The 22,348-nt window shown below is 66.2% G+C and carries 12 protein-coding genes and 1 tRNA gene; 4 read left to right on the forward strand and 9 right to left on the reverse strand.

What is annotated here, in order from left to right:
* Window positions 1-46: 46 nt before the first annotated feature.
* The 4 genes from OCW50_RS07280 to OCW50_RS07295 all read left to right on the forward strand — a co-directional run bounded on the left by OCW50_RS07280 (window position 47) and on the right by OCW50_RS07295 (window position 3,460).
* Window positions 47-259, forward strand: a complete 213-nt coding sequence (locus OCW50_RS07280) for a hypothetical protein (protein WP_262296960.1) — start codon at window positions 47-49, stop codon at window positions 257-259.
* A gap of 1,555 nt (window positions 260-1,814) precedes the next feature.
* Complete coding sequence (locus OCW50_RS07285; RefSeq protein WP_262296961.1) at window positions 1,815-2,282, forward strand: hypothetical protein; 468 nt, start codon at window positions 1,815-1,817, stop codon at window positions 2,280-2,282.
* A gap of 248 nt (window positions 2,283-2,530) precedes the next feature.
* A complete protein-coding gene (gene rnhA / locus OCW50_RS07290; RefSeq protein ID WP_262296962.1) occupies window positions 2,531-2,986 on the forward strand; it encodes a ribonuclease HI in 456 nt (151 codons plus the stop codon).
* A 180-nt stretch (window positions 2,987-3,166) separates the two neighbouring features.
* Window positions 3,167-3,460, forward strand: a complete 294-nt coding sequence (locus tag OCW50_RS07295) for a hypothetical protein (RefSeq protein WP_262296963.1) — start codon at window positions 3,167-3,169, stop codon at window positions 3,458-3,460.
* 135 nt (window positions 3,461-3,595) lie between these two features.
* Here the strand turns inward: OCW50_RS07295 and OCW50_RS07300 are convergent, their stop codons facing one another.
* From OCW50_RS07300 to OCW50_RS07340, 9 genes are all read right to left on the reverse strand, one after another.
* Entirely contained in the window at window positions 3,596-3,844 is a 249-nt protein-coding gene (locus OCW50_RS07300) for a DUF6894 family protein (protein ID WP_262296964.1), read from the reverse strand.
* A 306-nt stretch (window positions 3,845-4,150) separates the two neighbouring features.
* Window positions 4,151-4,240: transfer RNA gene (locus tag OCW50_RS07305), tRNA-Ser, on the reverse strand.
* Between the two features lie 134 nt (window positions 4,241-4,374).
* The gene (locus OCW50_RS07310) at window positions 4,375-13,575 is read right to left on the reverse strand and encodes a DUF4429 domain-containing protein (RefSeq protein ID WP_262296965.1); all 9,201 of its coding nucleotides are present in this window, start codon (window positions 13,573-13,575) and stop codon (window positions 4,375-4,377) included.
* 8 nt (window positions 13,576-13,583) lie between these two features.
* Complete coding sequence (locus tag OCW50_RS07315) at window positions 13,584-15,029, reverse strand: HlyD family type I secretion periplasmic adaptor subunit (RefSeq protein WP_262296966.1); 1,446 nt, start codon at window positions 15,027-15,029, stop codon at window positions 13,584-13,586.
* Window positions 15,029-17,218: a peptidase domain-containing ABC transporter gene (locus OCW50_RS07320; RefSeq protein WP_262296967.1), complete on the reverse strand. Its 2,190-nt coding sequence runs from the start codon at window positions 17,216-17,218 to the stop codon at window positions 15,029-15,031. Before OCW50_RS07320 ends, OCW50_RS07315 begins: the two co-directional genes overlap by 1 nt.
* Entirely contained in the window at window positions 17,215-18,879 is a 1,665-nt protein-coding gene (locus tag OCW50_RS07325; RefSeq protein WP_262296968.1) for a peptidase domain-containing ABC transporter, read from the reverse strand. Before OCW50_RS07325 ends, OCW50_RS07320 begins: the two co-directional genes overlap by 4 nt.
* A 405-nt stretch (window positions 18,880-19,284) precedes the next feature.
* Window positions 19,285-19,995, reverse strand: coding sequence for a haloacid dehalogenase type II (locus OCW50_RS07330; RefSeq protein WP_262296969.1), 711 nt, complete (start codon window positions 19,993-19,995; stop codon window positions 19,285-19,287).
* 190 nt (window positions 19,996-20,185) lie between these two features.
* Window positions 20,186-21,148, reverse strand: coding sequence for a catechol 2,3-dioxygenase (locus OCW50_RS07335; RefSeq protein WP_262296970.1), 963 nt, complete (start codon window positions 21,146-21,148; stop codon window positions 20,186-20,188).
* Between the two features lie 62 nt (window positions 21,149-21,210).
* Complete coding sequence (locus tag OCW50_RS07340; RefSeq protein ID WP_262296971.1) at window positions 21,211-22,344, reverse strand: 5-methyltetrahydropteroyltriglutamate--homocysteine S-methyltransferase; 1,134 nt, start codon at window positions 22,342-22,344, stop codon at window positions 21,211-21,213.
* Window positions 22,345-22,348: the final 4 nt, after the last annotated feature.

Here is a 22,348-nt window from a genome sequence, read left to right on the forward strand (position 1 = left end):
GGAAACAATCTCGCCTCTTGCTGTTACCGAGAGGATGGGGGCTGCGATGCCTGAGATTGCTAAAGCTTCGTACTATCGGGAATTGAAGCGGGAGTTGGACTTACGTGAAACCGAGGCCCAGCTTCTTGCGGCTGCCGCGGAGAAGCTCGAACGGGAAAGTCAGACCGTCATAGCCGAAGCAATCCGCGATATGTGGCGGCACAATGAGGTTGCGAGGCTCAGACTTCAGACCCAGTTAGGTGCCCTTTTCTTCTGCTGAACAACGGACGTGCACTGGCAGCCCAACGAGCCGCTTTAAGATATCAAAGAAAAGCCCAGTCGAACGGCCTAGATCACCGATAGCGTGACCGCGGAATGCACCCCGAGGAAAGTCAGACCAGCGGCAATCGACACAGCCAACACAGTCGTCCTGAGGTCATCCTCATCCTGGTCGTTCATGGGGCCGCTCCCGAAAGTCGCTTCCTTTTGCTGGATAACGCTTGCGAGGTTCGGATGATTCCGTGTGGGCAGTAGTGAATACGGGCTACTTCTCTCCCCAAAAAGAAAGCCCCCTTGGCCTCAAGGGAGCGCTGGAGGTTCCGGCTCGTGTACATGGGTCAAACCGCTGCGCCGGGGACCACTTACCTACATGGCTAAGCTCAGCGTGTCTGTCTGGTTCCAGACAGTTCTGCACTTCAATCCTAGGTCTCGCCGACCTCGGGGGACCTAGCCCTATGGAACGCAGCCCGATCAGGTAGCTCTCCATCCCCGAAGGCTCCCTGGAACCACGACCATACTTTCCCATTTCTCCGACACCCGAAGCGCCAAGATGGGAACGTGACGATGATGACCCAGAACGAACGAACCGCCCTCGCAATGCTACGCTCCGGCTTTAGCTGGCAGGATGCCTCTGACGCGAGCCACGTAAGCATCGATCGGTTGAAGGAGTTGTGGGCGGCGAACGGGGCTCACTCAAAGAGAGATGATGCCAACCGGCGTTGATGACGCATTCTGGCGGATCTTTGCCCGGTCCAAGAACGCCCCTTGAGGTGGCATGAGGGCATTTTCCGAGTACAAGCCAACCACCAAACCATCGGGGCTGCCATCGCGCGGCCCCTTCTCGTTCCAAGGTGCCATTTCCTTCCGCTCCTCTCCGTCGCCAGCGGCGTTTCTCGTCTGGCAGGGACTCGCACCCCATCCGACCAACTTTGGCCGTTTGGTTTTATCTCTGAAAGAATGCCTCTAGGGTAACCTGAAGTGGACCTGTAGCATGGCCCGAGAGTAACCTAGGGATGGATCGGAGGATCTCTCTGGGAGGTCGCTATGAGGACAGTCATGTCCTTATTCACTGTCATTCTCACCCTGACCCTCGCCACCTTGTTCGTCCTCATGGCTGGTCTGTATCTGATCTCACTGTTCCTAGACCCATCGATGATGCGCTTCTGGTGACCAGAGAGGCCATTTTGTTTGTGCCACGCCAATGAAAGGGTATCGACAGGATCGCGGCGAGGAATTCCCCCCGGTGCCCCTCGCGCCACACACGCGGTCCATAGAAGCGTGACGACACCCGCCCCATACCGCACACTGGGCAAAGGCGTCGGCAGAGCAGATCCAAGTTTCGAGCAAGTTCGGTCTGTCCTTATCCGTTGCCAATGATCTTACTGGCTAGGGCTGACAGGATGAACTGTGGGCCATATCCGGTGATCTCCGATGCAATGATCGCACCAATGACGATGGCAGAAGCAACCGCAACTCGGCGGACGCGAGGGTTATGCTGTTCTATCCTCATAGGATTCTCCTTAAGAATAGACCTGGGAGCATACGCGCCTCACAACATGGCTGAGGTGCTCCGTCACACAGCATCGGGACAGGCTGTTCCACGAGGGCTTACCCCTAAGGCTGTCCGTCTTGGACTCGGTCAGCGGCACGACAATCCCAAGCGGTTTAAGGACCCCTTCGATGTCATCAGCCCTTTGGGTCAGAAGATCCTTGCAGAGAACTGGCATTGGGTTGCCGCTGATCTCCAACAGGCGAAGCAGTCTAAGCCAATCGTGAGGGAGACCTCAAAGGCGCTGGCAAGACTCAAGGAGGGTCGCCGTCGTGAGATGACGACCCAGATTGACGTCTGTTGGCTACGTGATCACTTCCCTAAACTGACCCAGGACGAGATCGCCAGTCTTGTCGACATCACGCAGTCGCTGGTGAGCCGCTACGCGAAGCTTCAGGGGAAGCAGAGGGATCATGTGAAGAACCCGTTACGGAGCCACCATGGCTGCTGCCACAATGGTTGCAGCATATCCTGAGACGGTGACGAGTGGGCCGAGCACAACAGCTGCTGCAAGGAGGCCGAGAGAGGTCTTAAGGGTACGCATAACGAGGCTCCTCAAATGTTGGACCTCAAGCCTGACCCCATAAGGCTAACCGATGGTTAACCTTGGCAATAGCGATTGCTGCCCTTCTGGTCACCTGATCTTAATCCCTCCCCTGCTCTAAGCCCGCTCTTTCGATCCCCAGAACAAGCTCTTTCACTGACAAGCCCATCGAGCAATTCATGAACAATCAAGCCATTATCTTCACAGACGGAGCTTGCCTCGGTAACCCTGGACCAGGAGGCTATGCCGCTGTGGTCACTATTGCAGGCCATGAGCAGATCATCGTCGGACGCGACCGCTCGACGACGAACAACAAGATGGAGATGACAGCAGCCATCAAGGCGCTTGAAGCTGTCCCTCAGGATCTTCCCATCGTGATCCACAGCGACAGCCAGTACGTCATCAAAGGCGCGACCGAGTGGCTCCGTGGGTGGAAGGCCAAAGGGTGGCGCAAGGCTGACGGCAGGCCTGTCATGAACCAGGATCTGTGGATGAAGATGGACGCTGTCATGGTGGGCCGGAAAATCACTTGGAAGTGGGTCAAGGGCCACGCTGGTCACCCTGAGAATGAGCGAGTGGATCAACTGGCGAACTGGGAAGCCGTGAGGGCTTCAGCGGGGTCGAGTGATTCATGAGGAACTGCTGAGCAAAGGACGCTACCACGAGAGCTATGGCCAATCTTCAACTAACACCCTCAGATACTCAGTAAGTGTTAGTTGAAGATTTCAGGATTGCGAACGCTTCAGCAGCATGGCCTTATGCCTCCCCAATCGATTTTCACTGACCGCACAAGCTTCAAATTGCAAGGGAATGGCATGGAATTCAAATCGAAATCGGAAACGGAGGCCGTTGCGGACGCTTATCCTTCGGTGCTTGCCTCAACGGCCGAAGAGAAGCTTCACTATCTTCTAAACGCGGTTGAGAGCATGGACCGGCGAACCGCACAAGAGTTGGAGCGGCTCGACAGCAGCGGCGCTGAAGAGGAACTTAAAGCGTTCATCAGACAGGACATTCTGGCTCGCCACCAAGTAAGGCGATCGCCTCTTCAGGACTCAGTGGAGGAGCTACGTGCGTTCTACCGTGCTTCGACGCCAGAGAGCCAAAACTGAGCGTTAGCTTAGGCTGACCACACGGCCCTCACGGGCCACTTTTTTGCAGTCCGAGACGGTGCCCTCAGGCACCCAATCGCCCCAGCCGAGGAATAGCCCCTCCCCAGCTGGGGCGTTTCATGTCGATCAATGACCCTAGCCGACGAATGAACCCTGCTGGATTTCCGGCAGGGACACCCTGAGGACCTTCTTCAGTCGCTCATCGATCACCTCGATGATGATCTCTGATCGCGCATCCGGCGGCATTTCAGTCCACCGTTCCAGGAGCCGGTGCCCTATCCTGAGGACCTCAACACGGGCGGCTGCTAGGTCAGGCAGCTCCACACCATCGCAGTCCTCATCGACGCCAAACCTGCTCCGAACATCTATGTAATAGAGTGGCATGGCTGCCAGCCCTCCATTCACGTGGGTCAGTTCCCTCAGGTTCAGCCAGGATTGCATCGGCTCGATGAACCTCTCAGGAACAAGGATGCAAGCGCCTCAGGATGGCTGGATATTGGAGCCTTGTGCTGATCATGACCCGGTTCTTGCCGTTACGAGGCGACTCATCCGACCAGAATGGAGGTTCTATAGGCCAGTGGCGTCATGCAAAATGCCTATGCTCATGCGTGGCGGACCTGAGTGGGTCGCTCTCAAGCAGATCGTGGAAAAGCTAGAAAATTTATTATCTTAGGGGATGACAAAGCGAGATGGCGGAGGGGGTGGGATTCGAACCCACGGTGGGCTTGCACCCACGGCGGTTTTCAAGACCGCTGCCTTAAACCACTCGGCCACCCCTCCGGATGCGGAGAAATCCGCACCGGCACTCATCCTTCTCTAAGGCCGCCCGGCCGGACACGTCAACCGACACGGCCTGATCTCCCCGGCGATAGCCCTCCCCGCAAGCCTTGCCCGCAACCCTTGCCCGCAGGCCCTCACGACCAATGCGTGCGCGCCGTATCGATGTGCAGATCGTCCATGGGCTGAATGGGGTCGGCCACCGGCTGATCGAGTTCCGCCGCCGCATGGGGCGTCGTCTGATGAGCATCGCCGCCATTGACCTGATCCGTCCAGGCGCTCGAGGCGTCATGCCCGGGATCGATGACGCCATCCGCCATCAGCAGGAGAATGTCCGATCCGGAGAGATCCTGGGTCGTGCCGGAATCCGCCCCGGCCGCGAGGCCGTGAATCTCCGGCGCAGCCGGCGGGGGCTCGTCCACGACGATGTCGACGGATCTCGGCGCAGAGGTCGCTCCCTCGCTGTCGCGCAACGTGACCGAGATGCTCCTGGATCCGGCCGCGAGCCCGGACGCATCGCTGCTTTCGAGGACGAGGGACTGGAGCACCGCGGCGTAGGTCTCGGGCCTGGCGTGGCCGCTCAACGTCAGCGTCCCGGCAGAATAGCCGCCGCCGACCACCTCGATGCCCGTATCGCCGATCATCACGTGCCCGTTCTGGTCGTGGAGGGCATAGCCGTCGAAGTCGAGACGATCGTTCGGCTGCCCGCCGGACAGGGTGATGGTCGCGCCGCCGAGCTCGGGGCTGTCGATGTCGCTCGCCCGGGCGGCCCCGATGGCGTGGGTCTGGTGCGCGCTCGCGTCGGCATGGGCGGGCGCGGTCAGGCTCAACTCGGGAGCGTCGTTCACGGGATCGATGGTCACCGTGAATGGGGTCGTGGTCGTGGCGGTCTGGCCGGTCGCCTCGGTGCTGGTCGCCTGGAGGGTGAGATGCAGCGTCCCGTTCCAGTCGTCGGCGGGGATGAGCTGGAGGCCCGTCAGGGCCCCGGCGGGAACCCGCCATGCGCCGTCGGCGAGCGCCTCGCCCTGCGAGAGCCGGAAATCCGCGGGAATTCCCAGGACGGTGACCGAGAGGGTCTCGGAACCGTCCGTGTCCACGAGGGCGGCGGACAGGTCCAGCGGGATCGCGTGATCCTCGTGTCCGACCACGTCGTGGACGGTCACCTGGGGCGCATCGGCCACGGCCGTCACGGTCACCAGATGCGTGCCTGTGACCTCGCGGGTCGCGGTGACGCCATTGCCCGCGTCGGTGATGGTCGCTTTCAGGGTCAGGGTGAAATCGGCATCGCTATGACCCGAGAGCTGAACCGATACGAGACCGGCCCGCAGGTCGGCCGTGGAGACCAGCCAGCTGCCCGGCGCCTGTTGGGAGCCCACGGTCAGGCTCGCGCCGGTCGGAAGCCCTGAGACTTGCGTGAACTCCGACCAGGTTTCGGATCCGTCCGTGTCCTGGAGGGTGAAGGTCGGCTTGATCAGGATCGCGGTATCCTCGGCTCCCGCGCTCATGCCGCCGATCGTTCCCGTGTCCGCGACAGGGTTGAGGCTCACCGTGAAGTCCACGGATGTCCGGGCGGGCGATCCGCCGGTGGTCTCCGTGGCCACGCCGGTCAGGGTCAGGGTCAACTGGCCCGAAAACTGTGCCGGCGGCGTCATGGTCAGCCCGTTGAGCTGCGCGGGAGTCAGCAGCCAGCTGCCGTCGGGCTGCCTCGTGCCCGCATTGAGGCTGGCACCGGCCGGGACGCCGCTGAGCACGAACTCCAGGGTCTCGGATCCGTCCGTATCCCGCAGAGAGCCGCCCAGGCCCGCAAGGCTGACCGTCGTGTCCTCGCTGCCCGTGACATGGGACACGGTCACATCGGGAGCATCCGCGACGGCGCCGACCTGGACGCGGAAGCTCGCCTCGGTCGTGGTGGAGCCGCCCGTGCTCTCCTGGGCCGTCGCCCGGATGGTCAGGGAGAATGTCCCGGCGTAGTTCTCCGGCGGAATGACGGCGAGCCGCGGCAGGTCGGCGGCAGACACGATCCACGTTCCGTCGGCCTGCTGTGCCCCGTAGGTGAGGCTCGCGCCGGCCGGCATGCCCGAGATGACGACCGTCAGGACTTCCGAGCCGTCCCGGTCGGTCAGGGCTGCCGCGAGGTTCAATGCGATCGGCTGATCTTCGAGACCGGATGCATCGCGGGCGCTCACGACCGGCGCATCGGTCACGGCATCCACCTGCACCTGGAACGTATCGCGGGTGGTCGCGACGGAGCCGTTTGATGTTTCCCGCGCGTGGGCCAGCAGGGTCAGGTTCATGGTCCCGCTCCAGTCGGCGGGCGGCGTCACGGTCAGGCCGGCGAGCTGCGAGGGCGTGAGCGTCCAGCTGCCGTCGCCGTTGTTGATGCCCGCGGACAGGCGCGCGCCTTCGGGCAGCCCCTCGATCACCACGGAGAGCACCTCCGAGCCGTCGGTATCCGTCAGCCGGGCCGAGAGGTTGAGATTGATGGTCCCGTCTTCGTTCCCCGCCGCATCATGCACCGCGATGACCGGAGCATCGGCCGCTGGCGCGACGGAAACGGAAATCGTCCGATATGTCGTCTGCGTGTCGCCGTTGCTTCCTTCCCGGGTCGTCGCCTCGACCTTCAGTTCGAAGGTCCCGTACTTGTCCGGAGGCGGCACGAAGCGGAGACTCGCGAGATCGGCGGTGTCGACCCGCCATTGTCCGCCCCCGAGATCGACGAGACCCGTGCCTTCGAGCCGAGAGCCCGCCGGAAGATCGGAGATCATGACGGACGTGACGCTCTCGCTTCCGTCGCGGTCGCTCGCCGTGACGGACAGGTTGAGGGGAACTCCCGTGTCCTCGACTCCGGCCGGAGGATTGGCACCGATGGCGGCATGGTCGGCAACGGCTGTCACTTCGACGTTCAGCGTGGCCTTGGTGCTCGTCTGGCTGCCCGTGGCCTCGGTGGCGACGGCCGCGATCTTGAGCGTGATCGTCCCCGAGAAATCGGCCGGGGGCGTCAGGGTCAGGCCGGTCAGCTGATCAGGGCGGAGAACCCACGCGCCGGTCGCCGGATCCCGCACGCCGGCCGACAGGGACGCGCCGGCGGGAACGCCCTCGATGCGGATGCCGAGGGTCTCGCGGCCGCTGTCCGCGTCGTTGGTCATGGCTCCGATGGACAGGGTGACGGAGCCGTCTTCGTTGGTGACCGCATCCTCGACCGTCAGGCCGGGAGCCTGCGCGACCGGCGCGGTGCCGGGCGTCGCGTCGGGTGTGGTGCCGGATCCATCGCCACCGGTTCCCCCGCCTCCCCCGACGGGCGCCGTCACGGTGACCGGAACGGTTTCGGTTCGGGCAGCTTGGTCGCCCTCGCGCTCCACCCCGACCGCCGTCACCGTGAGACTGAAGCTCCCGGTGTAGCCGGCCGGTGGACGGATCGACAGGGTCGGAAGGGACTCGACGGGAACCAGCCACAGCCTTTCGCCCGCCGGGACGCCGGCGGACAGGACGGCGCCGTCGGGCACGTCCCGCACCCAGATGTACAAGGTTTCCGACCCATCGGTGTCGCCAGGGGTCGCCGTGATGTGGAGCGGGATCCGGCCCTCGTCGGGGTTGATGCTGGCGTGGCCTGTCCCGGTGGAGGGCTCGAAACTCACGACGGGCGTGTCGGCATCGCCGAGGGGATCCACCACCATCTGACCGCCGATCGTGGCCCGCACGCCGCCGCTGTCCTCGATCGTCATCGAGACGTGCAGGGTGGCCGCCCTGTCGCTGTCGTGCGGCATGGTCAGAGTCACGCCGGTCATATCCTTGGCGGAGATCCGATAGATACCGTGTTCGTCCGGCGTGACGACGGTGTCGTTCGCCAGGCGCAGAACGGCTCCTTCGGGAACGCCGCTGATGAGAATGTCGCCGACGACCTTCTCCGAATTGTCGCTGTCGGTAAGACCCGGGTCGAGGCGCAGCGCGATGGGCCGATCCTCGGTCCCGTGCATGGTCCCCCAGTTGCCGGAGGTTCCGTCGAGACCACCGACGGCGGGAACATCCACCACCGCCTTCACCTCGACCGGGAAGGTGACGGGCGTCCTGGCCTCGTCGCCTCCCCGCTCCTCCTGCGAAACCGCCGTGACGGACAGGTTGATCGTGCCGGAGAAATTGGCCGGCGGCAGCAGCGTGACCACCCTGGCCTCCGCGGCCGTCAGCGACCAGACACCCGGGCCGCGATAGGTGCCGTGGGACATGATGGCGCCGTCCGGCACGCCTTTGATCACGAAGCTCAGCGCCTCGGACCCGTCGTAGTCCGGCAGGGTCGCCGTGAGGTTCAGGGCAATCGGAGTGTCCTCGAGGCCGCTGGCGCCGGCGACATCCATCACCGGAGCGTCCGCGACGGCCCGCACCGTCACCGGGATGTCGCGGGGCTCGCTTTCGGCCTTGCTGCCGTTGGGCTCGGCCGAAACGGCCACGACCCGGACGGTGAAATCCGCGTCCGATTGAGCGGGCGGCGTGATGGTCAGGCTGTTCACCTGCGCCGGATCGACCGACACGCTCCCGTTGACCACGACCAGTTCCACGCCGCTGGCGCGGACGGTCGCTCCGTTCGGAATGCCCGTGATCCTGAATTCGACGATCTTTTCCGAACCGTCCCGATCGGTGGTCCAGGCCGTCATGTTCAACGGAATGGCCGTATCCTCGTCGCCGAAGGCCGGTGCGACCCGCAGCCCCGGGGCATCCGCGACGGCATCGACCGTGACCTGGAAGGACACGTCGCGCATTTCGGTCTTGCCGGTCGATGTCTCCCTGGCGGTCGCTTCGATCCTGAGATCGATCGTGCCCGAATAATCCGCCGGGGGATTCAGGGACACGCTCGAAAGATCCTTTGCGTCCACGAGCCAGGAACCGTCGGATTGAGGAACGCCTTTCGTGAGAGAGGCGCCGCTTGGAACCCCGTAAATCCTGACCGTCAGGGTCTCCGAACCGTCCGTGTCCGCGAGCGAGGCCGAGAGGCTCAGCGCGATCGGCTGGTCTTCCTTGCCGGAGACGTTCGCGGCAGCCACGTTCGGCGCGTCCGTCACGGCGAGAACCTTGATGGCGTAGGTGCCCGTCACCTCCTGGCTGACCGTCTTGCCGTTGCCGGTGTCGCTCAGGGTCGCCTTGAAGGTCAGGCTGAAGTCGTCATCGCTGTTTTCCGGTGGCTTGATGGAGATCCGCCCGGTCCGCAGATCCGCCGTGGACACGGTCCACACGCCGTCCGCGACCGTGCCTCGATTGAGCGTCGCTCCTGCCGGAACTCCGATAATCCGGGTCGTCTCGGACCATGTCTCCGAGCCGTCCTTGTCAGGGGTTGCGAACGACGGACTGAGCTTGATCCACGTGTCCTCGTCACCCTTGACCGCGCCGCCGATCGTGCCTTGATCGAGCACGGGGTCGAGGTTCACCGTGAAGGATGCCGCGTTCCGAGCGCTGGGGGCGCTCGGGTCGCTCTCCGTCGCGATGGCCGTCAGCGTCAGCTTGATCGTGCCGGAGACGTTCGGCGGCGGCGTGAGGACCGCCTGCTCCAGTTGGGCCGGGGTGAGGAGCCACCCTCCGGTCGCCTGCTTGACGCCGACATTCAGTTTCGAACCATTGGGCGCGGTCAGAAGAAAGCTCAGAGTCTCCGACCCGTCGAGATCGCGCAGGGCCCCGCCCAGCCCCTTGAGGACGACAGGCTCGTCCTCGCGGCCGGAGAAGTTCACGACCGTGACGTCAGGCATATCCGCAACTGCCCCGACATCGACCCGGAAGTCGGCCGAGCTGGTCCGCGTATCGCCGTTGGCTTCCTTCGCCGTCGCCTCGATGCGCAGGGTGAGCGCCCCCGAAAAGTCCTTCTGCGGCACGAGTGAAAGATGCGGGAGATCGGCGGGAGCCACGCTCCAGCTGCCGTCCTGCTGCCGGGTGCCGTGGGACAGGCTGACATCGGCCGGCACGCCGAAGACGGCGACGGACAGCACTTCCGAGCCGTCCTGATCCTTCAGGACTGCGCTGAGATCGAGCGCCACCGGCGTGTCCTCAAGGCCCCTGACGTCATGAGCGGCGATCTGGGGAGCATCGGCGACCGCCTCCACATCGACCTTGAACGGAACCCGTGTCGTCGCAGTCGATCCGTTCGACGTTTCGCGCGACTGGGCCACCAGGGTCAGGGCCATGGTGCCGCTCCAGTCGACGGGCGGCGTCACCTTGAGCCCGGTGAGCTGCGCCGGAGACAGGCTCCAGGTGCCGTCGCCGTTGTTCGTGCCTGCGGACAGCTCTGCCCCTTGCGGCAGTCCTTCGATCACGAACGAAAGCACTTCCGAGCCGTCGAGGTCGGTCAGAGCGCCCGAGAGATCGAGACCTACGGGCTGGTCTTCCCGGGTGGCTGCATCATGGGCGCTGGCCTGCGGGATGTCGGCAACGGCTTCCACATGCACCTGGAAAGGGGCATCGGTCGTCGCCGTCGAGCCTTTGTCGCTCAGGGAGACGGCACGCAGGGTGAGGCTGATCGTGCCGGAGAAGTTTTCCGGCGGCAGGATGGAAAGGTCCGAAAGATCCGCCACATCCACGCGCCAGCTGCCATCCGCGGCGCGGCTGCCGTGCGACAGCGAGGCCCCGGCCGGGATGCCGAGGATGCTTGCCGACAGGGTCTCGGAACCGTCCGTATCGGTCAGAGCGGCGGAGAGGTCGAGGGCGGCCCATCCGTCCTCGCGGCCCGAAGCGTCATGGACGCTGACCGCCGGAGCGTCGGAGACGTTGTCGACCTCCACCTGGAAGGCCGTGCTCCGGGTGGCGGTCGAGCCGTTCGACGTCTCCCGGGTGGTTGCCTCCAGGGTCAGGTTGATCGTGCCGGAAAAGTCCTTCGGGGCCGTGATGGCGAGATGCGCGAGGTCGGAGGGCTGGACGCTCCAGCTGCCGTCGGCCTGGTGGGAGCCGTGCGAGAGCGTCGCGTCGGCCGGCACGCCGAGGATCCTCACGGAGAGAGTCTCCGACCCATCCGTATCGACGAGAGCAGCCGAGAGCTTCAGCGGGATCGGGCGATCCTCATCCCCGGTCACGTTGGCCGCCGAGATCACGGGCGCATCGGCAACGGCAGACACCGCAACCGTGTGGGTGCCCGTCACGACCCGACTGGCGCTCCGGCCGTCCACGCTGTCGATCAGGGTCGCGGTCAGGGTCAGGGTGAAATCCTGGTCGCTGTGCTCGGCCGGTCGAAGGCTCACGAGCCCGGCCTGCAGGTCGGCGGTCGAGACCTGCCACACGCCCGGCGCGATCTCCGTGCCGCGGCTGAGCGAGGCGCCGGCCGGCAAGCCCGCCACCTGGGTGAACGCGGCCCAGGTCTCGGACCCGTCCGCGTCCGGGGTGACGAAGGACGGCTGGAGCACGATCGCCGTGTCCTCCGGTCCGGCGCTCGCACCCGAAACGGTGCCGGCGTCGGCGACCGGATCCACCGTGACGGTGAAGGTCGTGGCGGTGCGGGCACTCGGAACGCCCGCCTCGCTCTCGGTGGCGACGGCCGCGAGAGTGAGGCTGATCGTCCCCGAGAAGTCCCTGGGCGGCGTCATCGACAGATGCGCGAGGTCGGCGGGCGACACGTTCCAGCTGCCGTCCGGCTGGCGCGTGCCGTGTGACAGGGAGGTGCCGTCGGGCACGCCGAAGACGCTGACGGACAGGACTTCCGATCCGTCGGCGTCGACGAGCCGGGCGGACAGGTCGAGCGGGATCGGCCGGTCCTCGTCGCCCGAGACGTCGGCGGCCGACACCACGGGAGCATCGGCCACCGCCGTGACGGTGACGGAATGCGTTCCGGCCACGATCCGGCTGGCGCTCGCGCCGCCGGCGCTGTCGATGAGCGTTGCGGTCAAGGTCAGGGTGAAATCCGCATCGCTGTGCGCGGCGGGCTGGATGGTCACGAGACCGGCCTGCAAGTCGGCCGTCGACACCTGCCACACGCCCGGCGCGATCTCGGAGCCGCGGTTCAGGGATGCGCCGGCCGGGAGGCCCGCCACCTGGGTGAACGCGGCCCAGGTCTCGGACCCGTCCGCATCCGGGGTCATGAAGGTCGGGCGAAGCAGGATCGGGGCGTCCTCCGATCCCGTGCTCGTCCCGCTGATCGTGCCCGCATCCGCGACCGGATCGACGGCCACGACGAACGTGGCCGAACTCCGGGCACTCGGAACGCCCGGTTCGTTCTCGGTCGCGATGGCCGTCAGAGTCAGGGTGAACGTGCCGGAGGCCTGCGGCGGCGGCGTGAGGGTGAGACCCTCCAGCTGCGCCGGCGTCAGGGCCCAGCGTCCGCCCCCGAGGGCCGTTCCCGCGCTGAGCGTGGCTCCTTCGGGCACTCCGCTGAGCACGAAGCCGAGGCTCTCGGAACCGTCCGTGTCACGCAACGCGCCGCCGAGGCCGGCGAGGCTCACGGGCGTGTCCTCCAGCCCATGGGCGTCCGCAACCGTCACGGCCGGTACGTCGGCCACGGCATGCACCTGCACCTGGAAGGGCGCGTCGACGAAGGACGTCCCGCCGTTCACCTCCTGCGACGTGGCGCGCAGGGTGAGGCTGACACTGCCGGAGAAGTTCTCCGGCGGAATGAATCCGACATGCTGCAGATCCGCCGGCGACACGGTCCAGCTGCCGTCCGGCTGGCGCGTGCCGTGGGTCAGCGACGCGCCTTCGGGAACGCCGAAGATGGTGATCGACAGCGCCTCAGAGCCATCCGTGTCGCCCAGGACGGCCGTGAGATCGAGCGCGATCGGCTGATCCTCCTCGCCCGACGCATCGGCGACCCGGACACGGGGGGGAGATGCCATCGTATCGCGCGGCTCCTCGGGCTGAGGCTCCCCGGGAGTGGGCCGGTCCACGGAAGGCGGCGCCACGACGGGCTGGTCCTCGCGGTCGGAGGGACGCCCGGTGGCCATGGCGGGTTCGAACGCGGCCGCGGTCGCGGACGGCGGCGCGCTGGAGGAGCCCGCAACCACTCCCGCCTTCGCGACCGCGGCGGACGAGCGCACGAGCGTCGGGGCGATCTCCGGAGCGTCCGCGATGGCTCTCCGGATCTCCGTCGGCAAGCCGGAAGGCGGCGGCGTCTCGAGCCTGTCGAGCGCCACATCGATCGGCTTGGCGGCCTGAGCGTCCGCCAGGGGCGCGATCCCGCCCGTTGCGGCGGACGCGCCGCCCGAAGGGGTTCCCGGCACCATGCCGAAAGCCGCAACCGCCTCCGTTCCGCCGACGAGGTTGCCGCTGGCCCCGCCGTCGCCGACGGGAACCGCCCGCTGGACGGCGCGCAGGGCCCGCAGGGCCTCCTCGTCGACCACGCTGGCATCGAACGGAATGGTCAGATCAGGTTGCTGGGTCATGGATGTGCTCAGCGCTCGTGAAAGGATGCCGCCATGGCGGAGTAGATCGGCTTCAGCAGGTATTGCAGCACGGTCTTGGTGCCGGTGGTGATGTCCGCCTGGACGGTCATGCCGGCGACGAGCTGCGCGTGACGGGGGTCGTGGCCGACATGCTGCTGCTTGAGGGCGATGCGGGCGCGGTAGTGCGGCTGCCGCTGCTCGTCGAGGAAGGTGCCGGCCGAGATGCGCTCCACCGTCCCCTCCACGGAGCCGAAGCGCGCATAGTCGAAGGCCTGGACCTTCACATGCACCGGTTGTCCGACCTCGATGAAGCCGATATCGCGCGGCATGAGCCGGACGTCGGCCACGAGCTGCGCGTCCTGCGGCATGACTTCCGCGACCAGGCCGCCGGGCGGCAGCACGGTTCCCGGGCGATGTACGGCAAGCCCGCGCACAACGCCGCCGATCGGCGCGCGGAGCAGGATCCGCTCGGCCCGGTCTTCCAGCTTGTGCACGACTTCCCTCGTCTCGGCGACCTCGAGGGCGACGCGCGCCGCCTCCTGCCGCGCCTCGTCCACGGCCGTGGACTGCGCCTCGACGACGCGAGCTTCCGCTTCGGCAAGACCCCGTTGCGCGGTGGCGCGCTGCCCGGTCAGCCGCTCGTGCTCGGCCTTGGCGCTCATGAAAAGGCGCTGCGCTTCCAGCACCGAGAGACGGGTCGTCAAGCCGCTTCGCGCGAGTTCCTCGCGGATTGCGAGTTCCTTGGAATGCAGCTCCATCTGTTCCCGAACCGACGCGATCTGCCCGGCCAGGGTGGCCAGATCGCCGCGCCGCTGCGCCACCTGCTCCTGGAGAACCGAGACACGGTCGGCCATCGCCCGCAGGCGCGCGGTCAGCGCCGCGCGCTGCGGCTCGAGGAAGAGCCCGGAGGACAGGGGCGGCATGGTCTGCGCGTCACCGCCCGCGGAAGCGACGACCCCGGCGGTCGGCCCCTGGCGCCCGCGCAGGTCGAGAGCCAGCATGTTGCCCTCCGCGGCCGCGGCGAGCCGTTCGGCCTGCAACTGGAGGGATTCGAGCCGATGCCGCGCCTGCGACAGCTCAGACTGCGCCACCGCGTCGTTCATGCGCAGCAGAGGCTGCCCCTCCTCGACCGCTTCGCCCTCGTTCACGAGCACTTCGGCCACGATCCCGCCCTCGAGATGCTGAACGGGCGCCGGCGCCACCGTCGGGGCGATCTCGCCTACGCTGACGGCGACTTCCGGCACATGGGCCAGCGTCGCCCAGGTCAGTCCTGCCGCGACCAGGAGCCCGGTTCCGAGGACGACGGTGCGCTCGAGCCCATGCACCCGCAACTCTTCGAGGGCGAGCACGTGACCGTCCGGACGCGGCTTGCGGCTCGCACGCGGGAGGGCACGGCGGTCCGTCACCGGCGGGAGGATTTCGCCTGACGAGGCGGAGAGTGCGATCTTGCTCATCATGCAACCTTCGAGTTGTTGGCCGCGGACAGATGGCCGAAGGCGGCGTTCGCCACGGACGGGCCGATCGGGGCTCTCGTCGGGCGTGGGCCGACGGGAGGAGCCGTCTGCTGGTCGAGTTCTTCCACCTGCCCGTCGCGCAGGCGCAGGACGCGGTCGGCAAGCCGGATGTGGCTCGGCCGGTGGGTCGCCATCAGGATGGTGCAACGGCCGCGGCGCGAGGCGATGACGTCGGTGAAGGCTTTCGCGCAGGCGTCGTCGAGACCCGCGACGGGTTCATCGAGCAGCAGGATCGGCGCGTCGCGCAGCAAGGCGCCCGCCAGGGCGATCCGTTGCAGGATGCTGCGCGGCAGGCGGCCGCTCTGGTTGTCGCCGACCCGGGTGTCGAAACCCTGCGGCAGGGCCTCGATGGCCTCGAGGACTCCGGCTTCGGCGGCCGCGGCGCGCAGCTCCGCGTCCGATGCGCTCGGGCGCGCGAGACGCAGGTTCTGCGCCACCGTGCCGTAGAGAAGTCCGGGCGATTGCGGCACCCAGCCGATGCTGCGACGGAGCACGGCGGGATTGAAGGAACGCACGTCGTGGCTGTCGATCCGCACCAGGCCGCCCTGAGGCCTGTAGAGCCCTGCGATCAGCAGAAGCAGGGTCGACTTCCCGCTCCCTTCCGCACCCGTCACCGCGACGACCTGACCGGGCTGGATGGCGAAGCTGGCGCCGGCGAGGACCGGTTCGGATTGCGGGAGATAACGCAGGGTCACGCGCTGGAACACGATGGCGCCATGCTCCGGCGGCGCCATCCGCGCCTCAAGCGGCGGAGGCCGCTCCGTCTCGAGCGCCATCAGCCCGTCGACCTGCCGGATGGAGGCCTGAGTCTGCTCCCAGCGGGACAGCATGACGAAGCAGGTCTGCATCGGGCCGAGAACCCGCCAGATCAGCATCATGCCCGCGATCAGCGCGCCCGCGGTCATCGCGCCGCCGAGGACCGCGAGCACGCCCATCACGACGGCGGCGAGACCCGAAAGGGTCACGAGCGCCTGGCTCGTGGCGAGAACCGACCCGGACAAGGTGCTGACCCGGGCCGAGGCGACGGCCGCCGCGGCCGCTGCCGCGGAATAGCGATCGATCCAACGCTCCTCGGCTCCGACGAGCTTCAGGGTTCTGACGGTTTCGAGTGCTTCGACGGCGAGGGCTTCCCGCGCCTGATTGGCCCGGGCGGCCTGCTCGATCGCCAGCCGCATCGGTCCGCGGGAGACGAGGTAGAGGGCCACGAACCCGATCGCCGTGCCGACCGGAACCACCGCGATCCAGCCCCCCAGCACCACCATGAGCACGATGACGAGCAGCGTGAACGGCATGTCGAGAAGGGCGACGGCGAAACTCCCGGTGAGAAATTCCCGAATGGCCGCAAAGTCCCGCAGACGTGAGACCTGGGAGGCGGTCCCGGCCCTTTCCACCAGGGCCGTCGGCAAGGACATGAGCTGCGTGAAGACCGCGCTCGGCACCGTCCGGTCGAGCCGTTCCGCGATGCTGAGCAGCGCCCGCTGGCGAATGGACCGGAATGCGACCTCGAGGAGGATGGCGATTGCCGCACCGACGACCAGCATCGGCAGGGTCTGCGGGCTGTAACCGGCGATCACCGTATCGAAGACCGACATGGTGAACACGGGCACCGCGAGCCCGAGCACCGCCATCAATCCGCTGATGCCCAGCAGCGCCGGCAGATCGCCGCGGAACCGTCGGGCGATCCCGCTGAACCATCCCTGACGCGACGTGCCCGCATCCGCATCGATGACGAGCATCAAGGTCCCGCGAAGCGTCTCGGGACTGCAGGGCTCCACGTGGCCGGTCGCCCCGTCGAGAAGAAGGATTCTCCCCTCTTCATCGCGATAGACGATCGCCGCCGCGCCGCCCGTCGGCAGCAGGATCGCCGGCAGTCGCCTCGGATCGAGGCTCCCGCGCGACAGGCGCTCCATGCGGGTCGGATAGCCGAGGATGGCCAGAGTGTTCCGCACGTCCGTGATGTCGAGATCCGGTTTGACGTGCGGCAGAGCCGACAGAAGATCGTCCGCACTGCCGGACCATTCCATCAGCCACAGCATGGTCGTCAGGCAGCGGGAGAGATCGGACGGAGCGACTAGGTCCTCCGGCAGCTCCAGCGGAAAGCGCGAACGATCTTCTGTGGCCAGGTTCATGACACGCGCTCCAAACGGCTGTCCCGGATCGTGTAGACCCGGCTGGCGATGTTCAAGGTGGAGGGACGGTGCGTGACGATCACGACCGTCACCCTGCCCCGGAGGTCCGCCAGGAGGCGAGCCAGCCGTGCATCGCTGTCGCCGTCGATCTGGGACGTGATGTCGTCGAGGAGGAGGATGCGCGGCTCCTCCACCAACGCACGGACCACGCCGATCCGCTGGGCCGCGCCCCGCGGCAGGGGCGTGGCCGCCACACCGACCTGAGTGTGCCAGCCGCCCGGCAAGGCGCTGGCGACCTGGTCGAGGCCGAGTTCCGTGGCGAGGCGCAGGGCCAGGCCCTCGCGCTGCGGTTGATGCATCGTCATGTTCTGCAACAGCGTGCCCCGGACCAGCGCCGGGTCCGGCGGCACCAGAGCGACCAGCCGCCGTGCCGGACCGACGTCGACCCCGGCGAGATCCTGCCCGTCGATCCGAACCTGCCCGCTCGTCGCCTTGAGGTCTCCCGCGATCAGGCGCAGCAACGTGGATCGACCCGACCCGTTGGAGCCCGTGATGCCGACGATCTCGCCGGGCAAGGCCTCCAGGTCGAGACCGTCGAACAGCCATTCGCCGTGGCGCGGGGTGCGAAACCGAACGTCCTGCAGGTGGATGTGCCCGGCCGGCACGTCCAATGTCGGGCGCTCGGGGTTCCGCTCCTGAGGCAATGCGCCGATCTCGGCGACACGCCGCTTGCTCTCCCGGAGCGATTGCAGGCGCGACCACAGGGCGACACCGCCGAGCAGAGGCTGCATCGTGCGGCCGACCAGCATGGTGCAGGCGCCGAGCCCGCCCACGCTGAGCTGTCCGCTCAGAACCATGTGGCAGCCGAAGGCCGCGACCCCCACAGTGGCGACCTGGGCCAGCAGCATGCCGCCTTCCTGACCGGACGAGATCGTATGCGACAGCTTCCGGCGCAACTGGGCGGAGCCGTTCTGCAGGCGCTCGTAGCGCCGCTCGAGCAAGGGCTCGGCACCCAACACCTTCATGGAATGAATGCAGTTCAGGGTGTCGAACAGGAAATTGAAGCGACGTTCTTCGGCCATCGCGAGATCATGAGCCGCGCGGCGGACACGGCGTCCGGTCAGCGCCGCCAGCAGCCCGACGCCGGCCAGGAGCGTCAGGGGCACCAGGACCAGCGGACCTGCCAGATACCAGATGCCGAGGAGGTAGAGCAGCGCGAAAGGCAGGTCGAGCATCGCCTGCAGGGCGGGGCCGGACCAGGCCTCGCGCAGGGTGCCGATCGCCGAGAGGCGCTCGGCGTAATAGCCGTTGCCGTGGGCCTCGAGCTCGGACAGGGGAGCATTCAGCAGGCACTCCATGGCCTGGCGGTGGGCCTGGGCCTCCGACGTTGCCGCGACACGGGCAAGCACCCGGCCGCGCACGTGCCGCAAGAGCGCCTCCAGAAGAACCGCGACGGCCACCGTCGTGGCAAGCACCGCCAGGGTCCCGACGGCCTTGTTCGGCAGGATCCGGTCATAGACCTGGAGCAGCGCGACGGGAAGCGCCAGCGCGAGCAGGGTGATGAGCAGCGTCGCCTCGATCACCGGGATCATGAACCCGATCCCGAAGCGGCCGATCAGGCCTCTGAACGGGCGTGTCAGCCAGGGGCCGGCGGACACCATCGATGGTGCCGCGGTAGAAACGGCGGACCGATCCATAACGCTACCAATGGCCTTTCGGCCGAAAGAACAATGATGATGTCTTTGATGAAATATACCGGGCTCTCACCGGTATGGCGGGACGGCATCATGCCTTTGAGCCAGCCTCATCTGAGTGAGCGCCCAACCCGCCATGAGTTTCAGCCTATAGCTACACTAGAATTCGGAAATATTTTCTTATGTGTCAATGCAATGTTGTGTCGCGCCCGCTCGTAACATTCTGGTAAAGTTAACATTCGACCCTGGAACTCCTCGGACGCTGCATCGAAGTCCCGACGCGAACGGCTCCGGGATCTGGGCTCCATCGGCCGCGCGGCAAAGGTCCGCCTCCAGGCCTGAGCGGAGAACAGGCGCTGCGCCAAGTCTGCGTCACGGTGGCAAGAGCAATGCGGCCGCACCGTCCAGGTCCGACACCTCCGAATAAGGCAGCCAGTCCGGGTTGCCCGCCTCCCCCCGCCGGTTCACCCAGATGCCGCGGAGGCCCAGTTCGTGACAGGCCTTCATGTCCCAGTACATGCCCATGGCGACGTGCACCATCTGGTCGGGCGTGACACCTATCGTGCGGTAGGCGTATTCGAAGAGCTGTCGCGACGGCTTGTAAGCCCGCGCCTGTTCGGCGGTGATGACGTAGTCGAACGGGACCCCGATGCGCGCCACGGTCGGGGCGATAAGATCGTCGTCGGAGTTCGTGAAGATCGCGAGCTTGTAGCGCTCGCGCAGGCGCCGCAGGACCTCCGGGACCTCGGCGTGCGGGCCCATCCTCATGGGCGAGGACGCGATGCGCTCGATCTCGTCCGCGCCCGGAGTCAGCCCGTGTTCGCGGAACGCAGCGGCAAAGCCGATGCGCAGGATGTCCTTGTAGAGGCGGTGCGGCCTTTCCGCCGTCAGGCGCCGCCCCTGCGCGGAGAAGCTGTCGAGGATCGCGGATGCGCTCGCGCCGCTCGCCTCGTGCCGCGCCAGCGCGGCACCGATCTCGCGCTCGAGCACCTCGTACCATTGCACGAGCGTCCCATAGCAGTCGAACGAGATGACCTTCGGGGTAGGATCGAGCTTGAACATCGCGGTGTCGGATCCGGGCATCGGGAGAGCCTGCTGTTCGTCATGCCTCGACAAGGCTTCACCACGGCAGCGGATCACGAAACCGCGGCCGCGGCAACGCTTCGGCGCGATTCAGGCCCTGGAGCTGTTTCCACGAGCGTGGAAACAGCTCTCTTCCTTGGCTTGCCGCATTTTTCAACGGCGGACCGGATCCACTTCGCCGAAAATAGCTCTAATCGCTCATCTCGACCGGCGGCGTCCCATAGGTGTGAAACGACTCGACGGTCTTCATGCCCCAGGCCTGGCCCTTGCGGCGCTCCGCCTCCGTCCACACGATCGGCTTCCAGTCCGGGGCCAGGATGAGGCGGGCGCCGGCGTTGCAGACCTCGACCCGGTTACCCCCCGGTTCGTAGACATACAGGAAGAAGGTCTGCTGCACCGCGTGCTTGTGCGGACCGGATTCGATGGAAACGCCGGCCTCCAGGAAGATGTCGGCGGCTCTCAGGACGTCCTCGCGGCTGTCGAGCGCGTAGGTCAGGTGATGGAACCGACCCCTCGCACCGGTATGGTCCCGCGTGAACGCGAAGTCGTAGCTCTTGTTGGTCAGCGTCATCCACATGCCGGCCTCGGTGCCGTCGTCGAGGACGATCTGCTCGGTCAGCCGGCAGCCGAGATAGGTCTCGTAGAAGATCCGGTTCTCCCGGATGTCCGCCGCGAGGCAGTTCAGATGATCGAGCCGGCGGACATTGACGCCCCGGGCCGGGAACCGCTGCGCCTGGTTCTTAAGAGCCGGCTTCAGCTCCGGCGGAGCCTGGTACCACTCGGTCTCGTAGTAGAGCTCCACCACGTGCCCGTCCGGATCGCGACACAGGAAGGCCGGCCCGTGACCGAGATCGCCGTCCGTCCAGCCGATCTCGTAACCCGATCCCTTCAGAGAAGCGACGCGACGCTCGAGTGCCTGCCGGCTGCGGGCGCGAAAGGCCATATGGCCCATGCCGGGCTTCTTCGAGGCGGTGAGCTTGAGCGAGTGGCGCTCGTAGTCGTCCCAACCGCGAAGGTAGACCGAATCGCCCTGCCGTCCGCTCTCCGTCATGCCGAGCACGTCGACGAAGAAGCGAAGGCTCTCCTCGGGCCTGGGCGTGAGCAGCTCAAGGTGGCCGAGATGGGCCAGGTCGAGCACCGGTTCGTCCTGCATCGTCGTATCCCTCGCGTGTGACGGGATTGGCGAGGGAACTCTTTGCTCCCTCGCCTGCCCGATCAGGCCGCCTGCTTGGCTCCGGAGCCGGGGCTGCCCCACACCTCTTCGGCGATCTCGACGATCATGCGCAGCTTGGCCCATTGCTCGTCCTCGGCCAGGGTGTTGCCCTCCTCGGTGGAGGCGAAGCCGCATTGGGGCGAGAGGCAGAGCTGGTCCAGATCGACGTATTTCGTCGCCTCGTCGATCCGGCGCTTGATGTCGTCCTTGTGCTCGAGGATGCCGGTCTTGGAGGTCACGAGGCCGAGAACGACGGACTTGCCCTTGGGCAGGAAGCGCAGGGGCTCGAAGCCGCCGGCGCGGTCCGTGTCCCATTCCATGAAGTAGCCGTCCACCGGCATGCGGTTGAACAGCACCTCCGCGACCGGCTCGTATCCGCCGGACGCGATGAAGGTCGAGCGGAAGTTGCCGCGGCACAGGTGCATGGTGATCGTCAGATCCTCCGGCTTGTCCCTGAGCGCCTCGCGCACCATGCCGGCATAGATCTCGGGCTGCTTCTCCGGGTCGTCCCCGCGCTGGCGCAGCATCTCGCGCTGCTCCGGATCGCAGAGATAGGCGAAGGAGATGTCGTCGAGCTGCAGATAGCGGCAGCCGGCATCGTAGAAGGCGTGAACGGCCTTGTTGTAGGCCCGGCCGACATCGGCATAGAAATCGTCCATGTCGGGATAGACGCCCATGTTCATCATCTTCCGCCCGCCGCGGTAATGGAGCATGCTCGGTCCCGGAATGGTCATCTTGGCGACCCGGTCCGTGTTGTCCTTCACGAAGCGGAAGTGGTCGATCATCGGATGCTGGCCGGAGAAGCCGACCTTGCCGGTGATCCGCAGCGCCTTCGAAATGCCGACGCCGCCCTTGAAGTTCATGCCCGAATCGGCCTCGACGGAGGTGACGCCGTCGAGATGCTCCAGGAAGTCGAAATGCCAGAAGGCGCGGCGGAACTCGCCGTCCGTCACCGCCTGCAGGCCGATCTCCTCCTGTTTCCTGATCAGGGCCCGGATCTCGCGGTCCTCCACCTCCTTCAGGGCCTCGTCCGAGATCTCGCCGTCGTGATGCTTGTGGCGCGCCTCCTTCAAGGCGGCGGTCCGAAGCAGGCTGCCGACCATATCGGCGCGGAAAGGCGGTTTCGTGCGTTGCATGGGC

The organism is Microvirga sesbaniae (assembly GCF_025460805.1).
Classification (GTDB): domain Bacteria; phylum Pseudomonadota; class Alphaproteobacteria; order Rhizobiales; family Beijerinckiaceae; genus Microvirga; species Microvirga sesbaniae.